The sequence below is a fragment of the Nostoc sp. LPT genome (genome assembly GCF_017115165.1).
Lineage (GTDB): Bacteria > Cyanobacteriota > Cyanobacteriia > Cyanobacteriales > Nostocaceae > Nostoc.
This window is the reverse complement of record NZ_JABXKF010000158.1, coordinates 1-6,491: the sequence shown is the minus strand read 5'-3', so window position 1 is coordinate 6,491 and position 6,491 is coordinate 1. Positions and strand designations below refer to the sequence as shown.

The following is a 6,491-nucleotide window of genomic DNA, read 5'->3' as shown; positions in this document are numbered from 1 at the left end:
TGCCCGAATTCAATAAACGACTGCCCGAATTCAATAAACGACTGCCCGAATTCAAGGGAGCATCCCAATTTTGCAAATCTACCAAGATAATCAGCAATTTTTGTAGGGTGGGCACTGCTTAACGTTCACTCAAACCCTTATTTTTACGTTGTGGGCAGTGCCCACCTGGAGGTTATTGAGAATGGTGCAAGATGATATAGGACTAATATTTGATTTATGAAAAAGCTCAGTACACATCGAAAAGCCTAATTCCTTATTCCCTACTCCCTACTCCCTACTCCCCGCCCACGTAGATAATTTCAAAAATCAAATATGATTACTATAGAAAAATGCTGATAAATCAAGAGAAATTTGAAAAAATATATCAAAATGAATTAACTCCAAAACAGAAAAAGGTTTTACCTTTATTTTTAGCTGGACAAACAGATGAACAGATAGCCAGAGAACTTGGCGCTACCCATCGTTCCACAGCTAGCCATCAACTAAGAAATATATCCACCAAATTTGGCTTTCCCCCTGAGACAGAACCAGATTATCGTTGTAATCTGATTGAGATGTTTGCCAAATATAAGCCAGAGTTAGTTAGTGTGAAAGCTTTAGAAAAATGTGGGCATATAATCCAAAATATCTGCTTTCCAGAAGGGCCGGAACCGCTAAATTCTGCTTTTTATCAAGAACGTTCTCCCATTGAATATCGTTGTTATATTGCGGTGAAAGAACCAGGCGCACTAATTCGGATTAAAGCACCTAAGCAGATGGGTAAAACTTCGCTGTTGAAGAGAATTATCGCTGAAGCTAAGAAAAGTAGTTATTGTACGGTTTATTTGAATTTTAGCTTAATAGAAAAAAATAAATTTACTAACCCTAATGATTTTCTACGCAGTTTTTATGCCTATGTGGTTAATCAACTATCTTCAGCACCTTCACTATCTGTATGGGATACAGATATTCCCAGTATGGTGAACTGCACTTTAACATTTCACAGATTGCTAAAACAATTAGATGGGGTTTTAGTTTTAGCTTTAGATGAGGTAGATAAATTATTTGAATACCCAGAAATTTATGAAAACTTTTTTCCGATGTTGCGTAACTGGAATGAAAATGCTAATGAGTCAGAAACATGGGAAAAATTGCGAATAATAGTAGCACATTCTACAGAAGATTATGGTCGCTTAGATATTAATCAATCTCCTTTTAATATCGGACTACCAGTTAAATTGGAAGAATTTACTGAAGAACAAGTGAAGAGTTTAGCTATCCGACATGGATTAGATAATAAAAACATTGTTCCTATTATGTCTTTAGTGGGGGGACATCCTTATTTAGTGCGGTTAGCACTTTATTATTTGGTATGTCAGGATGCAACTATTGAGGAATTGCTTAAAGAGGCTAGCACAGATGCAGGAATTTATACTGAGCATTTACGCAGACATTTGGAGACTTTTCAAGAAAATCCAGAGTTAGGAAGGGTATTTCAAGAGATAGTAACTAATACTCAAGGGATTAAAATAGAGCGAAAAAATCGGCAAATTTATCAATTGGATAGTATGGGAGTGATTAAAATTAACAATAATTTTATGATGCCTAGCTGTCGATTGTATCATGAATATTTTGGCGTAGGCTAGCAAACACCGCAGGCATCGCTTGTAACTAGTTTTCATTGGAAAAATCAATAATCTCACGCAGAGGCGCAGAGGCGCAGAGAATAAAAATGGAATTTAATAATTATTATAAAGTCGGTGGTAGTTTAAATGCTAACCATCGCACCTATGTAGTCCGAAAAGCAGATGGACAAATATTTGAACTGCTGAAAGCTGGGGAGTATTGTTTTGTATTTAACTCGCGTCAAATGGGTAAATCTAGTTTGCGAGTTCAGACAATCAAAAAACTTAGAGCAGTAGGAATAAAATGTGCTTCTATTGATTTAACTATCCTTGGTAGTCATACCAGCCCCGAAAAATGGTATAAAGGATTTGCTAATCAGTTATTATCTAGTTTTGAAATAGATGATATAGATTTTAATCGCTGGTGGTTACAGCATGACTCTTGGACGGAGATACAGAGATTAAATTTACTTTTAGAGTCATTGTTGCTAAATAAATTTACTTCTAATATGATCATTTTTATCGATGAAATTGATAGTTTAATCAAAAGTAAGTTTAAAGATGATTTTTTTGCTTTAATTCGCGCTTGTTATAATCTTCGGGCTGAATCTCAAAAATATGAGCGTCTAACTTTTTGTTTGCTTGGAGTAGCGACACCAGGAGATTTGATTCAAGAAAGAGAACGTACGCCGTTTAATATTGGTAGTTCTATAGAATTAACTGGGTTTAGCTTTGCAGAAGCAAAAAAGGCGTTACTTTCAGGGTTGGCGGATAACGTAGAGCATCCGGAAACAGTGTTACAAGATGTGTTAAATTGGACTGGTGGACAACCATTTTTGACTCAAAAATTATGCAGTTTAATTGTACAAGAAACCGAAAATAGTTATCTGAGTGTTAACGAATTAGTTCATAATTATATCATCGATAATTGGGAAACTCAAGATGAACCAGAGCATTTAAGAACAATCCGCGATCGCCTGCTACGGAATGAACAAAAAGCTGGGAGATTACTGGGATTATATCAGCAAGTTTTACACTCAAGTAAGGGAGTTATTATAGATGGTAGTCAAGAGCAAACTGAATTAAGACTATCAGGTTTGGTAGTGAAACAATCCGGCTATTTAAGAGTATATAACTCTATCTATGAAGCAGTTTTTAATCGAAATTGGCTCAAAGAAGAATTAGATAAACTCCGTCCCTATAGTGAAGCAATTAATAACTGGTTAAATTCCCAATATGAGCCATCCTGGTTATTGCGAGGTAAAGCTTTAGATGAAGCGTTAGTCTGGGCTGTTGGTAAAAGTTTAAGTAATTCCGATTACAAATTTTTACAAGAAAGTCAAAAAGTTACTACAGAATTACAAATTGAGGTAAATCAAAAATTAGCATTAGCTAGTCAAAAGTTAACTAAAGCTAATCTAACCGTTAAACAAAAGTTAGCTGATGCAAATAAAAAAGCAAAATACATAGTTTGGATTGGAGGAAGTATCGCAATTCTCCTCATATTAATGAGTGTGATTTTTGGACAAAATCAATTAGACACCGCCAATGAAGCTACAAGACTTACACAAGTTGGCTATAACGCTGCACAGCAATTTCAATCTAAACAACTTGAAGCTTTGCTTTTAGGTATGAAGGCTGGAGAAGATTTAAAACATCTGGTAAAAAATCAGTCTGATTTGGGAGAATATCAAACAATCACTCCCTTGTCTGCTTTACTAAATATTCTCATAAATATTCATGAATATAATCAATTTGATAGCGAGCAAACAATACTCACTAATCTAATTTTCAGTCCTGATGGCAAAATTATTGCTTCTGGTAGTGATGATGGTACTGTTAAATTATGGCATCAAAACGGAACTGCGATCGCTACCCTTGTTGGGCATAAAAATAAGCTGAGAAGTATTAGTTTTAGCGAGGATAGCAAAATTATTGCTTCTGCTAGTCAAGACGGAACTATTAAACTCTGGCAGCGAAATGGTACTCTGATTAAAACACTCTCTGGACATCATAATTGGGTAATTAGCGCTACATTTAGTGCTAATAATACTATTGCTTCTGCTAGCAAAGATGGCACTGTAAAACTCTGGCAGTCAGATGGTACTCTGATTAAAACTATACCATTCAAAAGTAATGCAATCACCAGTGCTACCATCAGCCCTAATGGCAAAATTATTGCCGTTGGTAACGAAGAAGGAAATATTGAACTATGGAAAAGTGATGGAACTTTCATCACAACCATTGTTGGGCATAAAGGTTGGGTGACAAGTATTAATTTTAGCCAAGATGGAGAAAACATTGTTTCCGGTAGTGATGACAAAACAATCAAACTTTGGAAAGCCAATGGTACTCTAATTAGAACAATTGAGGGACATACAGCGAGGATAAATAGTGTTAGTTTCAGCCGTAATGGTAAAATAATTGCTTCTGGTAGTAGTGACCAAACTGTAAAAATCTGGCAACTGGATGGTACCTTAATTTATACTCTAGTTGGACATGGTGATTCAGTAGTTAGTGTTAGTTTTAGCCGTGATGGCAAAATCATTGCTTCTGGTAGTGAAGACGGAATTGTGAAACTCTGGAAGCTGAATGCAGATATGATGACTACATTAACTGGGCATAAACGTGCGATAACCAGCCTGAATTTCAGCCGCAATGGCAAAATCATCGCTTCTGGTGGTGACGATAGTACTGTGAAACTATGGCAGCGAAATGGAACTTTAATTGCTAACCTGAGAGAACATCAAGGTTGGGTAAATAGTATCAGTTTCAGCCCCAATGATAGAACTATTGCTGTTGGTACTGATCAAGGAACTGCTAAACTTTGGAAAGCCAATGGAACTCCAATTCATACTTTAACTGGACATAAAGTTGGGGTAACAAGTGTTAGTTTCAGTCCCAACCAAGAAATGATTGTTTTTGGTACTGACCAAGGATCTATTAAACTCTGGAAGTGGGACGAAACTCGAATTAAAACCTTCCCTGGGCATAAAAATTGGGTAACAAGTGTCAGTTTCAGTCCCGACTGTAAAATTATTGCTTCTGGTGGCGATGATGGACTTATTAAACTTTGGCACTTAGATGGAACTTTAATTACTACCCTGACTGGACATAGAAAGGATATTAATAGTATCAGTTTTAGTCCTGATAGCAAAATCCTTGCATCTGGAAGTACAGATCAAACTATCAAACTTTGGCAAATAGATGGAACTCCTATCACTACGTTGACTGGACATAGCGCTTCAGTGACAAGCGTTAGTTTCAGCCCCGATAACAAGATTATTGCTTCTGGTAGCCAAGACAAAACTATCAAACTTTGGCAAATAGATGGAACTCCTATCACTACGTTGACTAGACATAGCGCTTCAGTGACAAGCGTCAGTTTCAGCCCTGATAACAAGATTATTGCCTCTGCTAGTAAGGATGGTCAGGTGATTTTGTGGAGTTTGGATTTAGATGATTTATTAACACGTGGATGTCAATGGCTAGAAGACTATTTTGTCACTCATCCGCAAGCTCGTAATAGTTTGCGTCCATGTAGCAAAAGCCATAGAATAATCTGAATCTAAAAATTCGGAACAGACTCAAACAAATGGCTATTTATGAGCAAATTGGCAAAGGTTATGATTTGACTTGTCGCCCTGACCCTGACATTGCTGGTCGATTAGCTGTTTACCTCCAAATCCAATCAGATTCCTCGTATCTCGATGTGGCGTGTGGCACTGGAAATTACACGCTGGCTTTGGCAAAACATGGTGGTGTTTGGCATGGAGTAGACCAATCAAAACAGATGATTGATGCTGCTACGAATAAGAGTAATGCTGTAGCTTGGCAAGTTGCAGAAGCTGAGAAGTTACCTTATTGTTTGTAATTGCCGATAAAGTGGAGCTAAAGGTTGAGAGATAATGAGTGAGGTACAATAACCATATCCTCTATCTCCTGCCTGCAAGCGAGTAGGAGACTATGATGTACCTCATCTGATTAGGAAACGCTATATTTATTTACACATCACGTGCTTTGAAAAAATTATAGATAGCAAGGCCAATGGCTATAAGCAACACTGCATGAATTAGATTTCCGGCAATGTGAAGTGTCAGCCCTAATGCCCAAAAGGCAACCAGTATAACAACAATACCCCAAAGTATACTAAACATATATTTGTTCTGAATCAAATCAGTTTTAATTTGTTCAAATATTTTACTCCCTATCTTCACTTTTATTCTATTTGCCCTAAGAAAGATTACTTTGCACCATAACTCAAAGTGACTTGGTATGCTTAATCTTTCGTTACTATTTAATTAGATAAAGCTAGCGCCTCTGGGCTGTCAGTTAACTGCCTCCATCATTACCTTAAGCGACAGGATTGCTCTATAGTCGGAGTCTCTTCGAGTTGCACCATTATCAGAACAGCTGGTGCATCGCCTACTGTTCCAGATAAGTGACCTTTATGACCTTGCGCGTCTGCTTTTGTACCCTGGTCTTCTCCAAATGAAATTTCGCCAGGGCCCATCTCGACTCGCTGTCCGTCCATAGTCTCCACAAACCAGCGTCCCGACAGTGGGATGATCCACTGGGGCTTCGGGTTCTCATGCCAGTTGCCAACCCATCCCACGGGTAGCACAGTAAAGGTAATTGTGACACCGGACTGCTTCAAGTTAGAAAGCCACTGCGGTGAAGTATCTGGGGCTATGCCTTTTTCAATGAAGCCCTCAATTTGACAACGGGATTGGTGACTTATACCGTTGCGATCGCTCTAGACGTGCCAGTAGTCAATTGTTGGTTTATGTGATGAGTTATTCGGCATACAAATTGCTCTTTTTTCTTGTGTGATATCATGTCCGGGTAATTAGTTACGATTAAACTCCAAATTGAATCCACCAGTGA

The 6,491-nt window shown here is 37.7% G+C and carries 5 protein-coding genes; 3 read left to right on the top strand and 2 right to left on the bottom strand.

Translation table 11 applies throughout. The features are described from left to right. Window positions 1-329 precede the first annotated feature (329 nt). From HWQ58_RS30105 to HWQ58_RS30095, 3 genes are all read left to right on the top strand, one after another. Window positions 330-1,625 (top strand): AAA-like domain-containing protein, encoded by a 1,296-nt coding sequence (locus HWQ58_RS30105; protein WP_292871197.1) that lies wholly within the window; start codon window positions 330-332, stop codon window positions 1,623-1,625. 86 nt (window positions 1,626-1,711) lie between these two features. Further along, window positions 1,712-5,170, top strand: a complete 3,459-nt coding sequence (locus tag HWQ58_RS30100) for an AAA-like domain-containing protein (RefSeq protein ID WP_292871195.1) — start codon at window positions 1,712-1,714, stop codon at window positions 5,168-5,170. Between the two features lie 29 nt (window positions 5,171-5,199). Next, window positions 5,200-5,478 carry a class I SAM-dependent methyltransferase gene (locus tag HWQ58_RS30095; protein ID WP_292871193.1) on the top strand — a complete coding sequence of 93 codons (279 nt, stop codon included), beginning with the start codon at window positions 5,200-5,202 and terminating at the stop codon, window positions 5,476-5,478. Between the two features lie 130 nt (window positions 5,479-5,608). Here the strand turns inward: HWQ58_RS30095 and HWQ58_RS30090 are convergent, their stop codons facing one another. Beyond that, window positions 5,609-5,761 (bottom strand): lmo0937 family membrane protein, encoded by a 153-nt coding sequence (locus HWQ58_RS30090; RefSeq protein WP_094351065.1) that lies wholly within the window; start codon window positions 5,759-5,761, stop codon window positions 5,609-5,611. A 191-nt stretch (window positions 5,762-5,952) separates the two neighbouring features. Next, on the bottom strand, window positions 5,953-6,261 hold the full coding sequence (locus tag HWQ58_RS30085; protein WP_292871191.1) for a hypothetical protein: 309 nt from the start codon (window positions 6,259-6,261) through the stop codon (window positions 5,953-5,955). Window positions 6,262-6,491: the final 230 nt, after the last annotated feature.

Bases quoted from the DNA above. Each gene is read 5' to 3' on its own strand.
- HWQ58_RS30105 (WP_292871197.1), top strand. From the start codon at position 330: ATGCTGATAAATCAAGAGAAATTTGAAAAAATATATCAAAATGAATTA.
- HWQ58_RS30100 (WP_292871195.1), top strand. From the start codon at position 1,712: ATGGAATTTAATAATTATTATAAAGTCGGTGGTAGTTTAAATGCTAAC.
- HWQ58_RS30095 (WP_292871193.1), top strand. From the start codon at position 5,200: ATGGCTATTTATGAGCAAATTGGCAAAGGTTATGATTTGACTTGTCGC.
- HWQ58_RS30090 (WP_094351065.1), bottom strand. From the start codon at position 5,761: ATGTTTAGTATACTTTGGGGTATTGTTGTTATACTGGTTGCCTTTTGG.